This is a genomic window from Phycisphaerae bacterium (assembly GCA_012729815.1).
In the GTDB taxonomy this organism is placed as follows: Bacteria; Planctomycetota; Phycisphaerae; order JAAYCJ01; family JAAYCJ01; genus JAAYCJ01.
In genome coordinates, this window is record JAAYCJ010000170.1 from 1 (window position 1) to 2,667 (window position 2,667).

Consider the following 2,667-nt stretch of genomic DNA (forward strand, 5'->3'; position numbering starts at 1 on the left):
GAAGCTCCACGAACGTCTGCTGGAGCCGCTCGCTCGTCAGGACCAGCGACTCGTAGAGCTCCGGATCGTTCAGGAACCGCCCAGCCGTCCCTTCGCGCGTGCTCAAGGCCTCCGCCGCTTCGCCCAGCCGGCCCAGCAGACTGCTCAACCGGTCCGCGCTGTCCATCAACGCCCGCGACAGACGCTGCAGCTTGTCATCGGTACCCGCCGCCAACGTGTCCACCCGATCCGCCACGCCCGAAATCTTCTCGGTCAGCGTGATCCCACGCTCCGAGACAACCCGGAAATTCTCCAGAATGCTCGCCAGGTTCTGCTGGTTCCGCGGCGCGCCGAGAACCTCGTTGAAACTCTCCAACGCCCGCGCAAACCGCTGAACCACCGTCGAAACGTTCTCCAGCGGACGGGCCGGACCGGTCGCCGTCGCCATCTCATTCAGCGAAATCGGCTTGAGCAATTCGTGCAAATCCTCCGCCACCGGCTGAAGCTTCTGAGCCAGACTCGTCAACGCCTGGCCGGCCTCCTCCAGGTCGCGCATCGTCTCGCGAGGGATCAGCTCCTCGATGCCGCCCGCCACGATGCCCTCGACCTCCGCCGTGCCGTCGCGAGGAACGACCTCGTCGGAGTTCTCCGGACCCACCTCGATCCGAATCGCCGGTTTGCCGAACGTCACCGTCTGCTCGCGGATCAGCGGATGCGCGTCAACCGGAAGGCCGAACCGCTTCTGCACCTGCGTCAGAATCCTTACGCCGAACCGGATGTCATCCAGCGGCACCACCTTCTCGACGTAGCCGATGTCGATCCCGTTCATGAAGATCGGATCGCCCTCCTGCACCGGCCCGGCTTTGGGAAACAGCATCGTCACGCGGTAGGTGTCGGTCAGAGCCCGCGGGGCTTCGCCGAACAGAACAATCATCGTGCCCAAGGCCACCAGCCCCAGCAGCACGAAAACCCCGACGATCACGTTGCGTCGAAAGTCGCTCATTGGATTCCAATCGCCTCCAGGTCTTCCTTGGGCGCTTCGCCGGCCACGAACCGCCGAACCCGCTCCTCGCGGCTTTGCCTCAGTTCCTCCGGCGTCCCGTCGAAGATGAACTTGCCCTTGTACAGCATCAGCATCCGGTCCGCCACCTTGAACGCGCTGGTCATATCGTGCGTCACCACCACGCTCGTGACGCCAAGCCGCTGTTGCAGGCGGATAATCAACTCGTTGATCACATCCGATCGGATCGGGTCCAGCCCGGTCGTCGGTTCGTCGTACAGAATCACCTGCGGCTCCATGGCGATCGCCCGGGCCAACGCCACCCGCTTCTTCTGACCGCCGGAAAGCTGCGAGGGCGTCTTCCCCTCGATGCCGGCCAGACCCACCAGCTTCAGCTTGTTGGCCACGATCTCAGCGATCTCCCGGTCGCGCTTGTCGGTGTGCTGCCGCAGCGGAAACGCCACGTTTTCGCCCGCGGTCATCGAGTCAAATAACGCACCGCCCTGAAACAGAAAACCGAACCGCGTCCGCATCGCCTCCAACTCGTGGCCCTTCAGGCTTCCGATCTCCGTCCCCTCAAACCGGACGTGTCCGCGATCCGGCCCGATCAGCCCGATGATCGTCTTGAGCAGCACCGACTTGCCCGTGCCGCTCTCGCCGAGCACGACCGTCGTCTTGCCCCGCTCGAACCGCACGTTCATCTCGTCCAGGACCACCAGGCTCCCGAACCGTTTGCTCACGTTTTCCAGCTCAATGATCCAGTCCATGAAAAACCGTTCTCAGAACACGCTCTTGAAACCCCACACCAGCTCGTAGATCCCCTTGAACAGCACCGCCATGAAGAAATCGAACGTCAAAATCGCCACGAAGCTGATGACGAACGCCTCGGTGCACGCCCGCCCGACGCCCTCCGCCCCGCCCCGGGTGCCAAAGCCCTTGTAGCAGGCCACCATCGCGATCGACCCGCCGAACAGAACGCTCTTGGCCAGGCCGACCATGATATCCCAGGTCTCCAGCGACTGGGCGGTATAGCGCCAGTACGGATTCTCCGAAACGCCGAAAACCCAGCAGGAGATCGCATAGCCGCCGAACACGCCCATCAGATCGGCGTAGCAGGTCAGCAGGGGGGTCAGCATCAGGCACGCCAGGAACCGCGGCACCACCAGGTACCGGATCGGATTGGTGCCCATGCTCCGCAACGCGTCGATCTGCTCGGTCACGTTCATCGTACCCAGCTCAGCCGTCATCGCCCCGCCCACCCGGCCCGCCAGCATCACGCCCGCCAGCACCGGCCCCAACTCCCGCACCACCGACAGGTTGATCACCGAACCCAAATAGTTCTCCAGCCCAACCGCTTCGAACTGCACCACCGTCTGAACCGCCAGCACCATACCCACAAAAAGGCCCGTTATGCCCACGATCGGCACCGAACGCGCCCCGATCTCGTGGAACTGCGGCATCAACAGGGCCAGGTCCTGACGGGTCCGGGCACTCGACGGCGTCCACCACAACGCCGCCCCAGCGAATCGCCAGAAGTCCCCGAACGCCGCCACCAGCGCCAGGGCCTTCCGTGACAAACCCTCGGGCTTCCCTTCCGCCATCAAGCCATCCTCCATCTCCAGACCCTCCTTTCTAGCCGAAGTCGGCCCCATCGTCAACGACCAGGAAATTCACCCGCCTCAACGAAC

Annotated in this window: 3 protein-coding genes; all 3 read right to left on the reverse strand. The window is 63.7% G+C overall.

Features of this window, described 5'->3' with window-relative positions; translation table 11 throughout:
• Positions 1-982, reverse strand: a 982-nt coding sequence (locus tag GXY33_11235) for an MCE family protein (GenBank protein NLX05705.1), incomplete at its 3' end; no start/stop codon positions are given.
• On the reverse strand, positions 979-1,737 hold the full coding sequence (locus tag GXY33_11240) for an ABC transporter ATP-binding protein (GenBank protein ID NLX05706.1): 759 nt from the start codon (positions 1,735-1,737) through the stop codon (positions 979-981). The genes GXY33_11235 and GXY33_11240, both read right to left, overlap by 4 nt.
• Before the next feature lie 21 nt (positions 1,738-1,758).
• The gene (locus GXY33_11245) at positions 1,759-2,595 is read right to left on the reverse strand and encodes an ABC transporter permease (protein NLX05707.1); all 837 of its coding nucleotides are present in this window, start codon (positions 2,593-2,595) and stop codon (positions 1,759-1,761) included.
• Positions 2,596-2,667 lie beyond the last annotated feature (72 nt).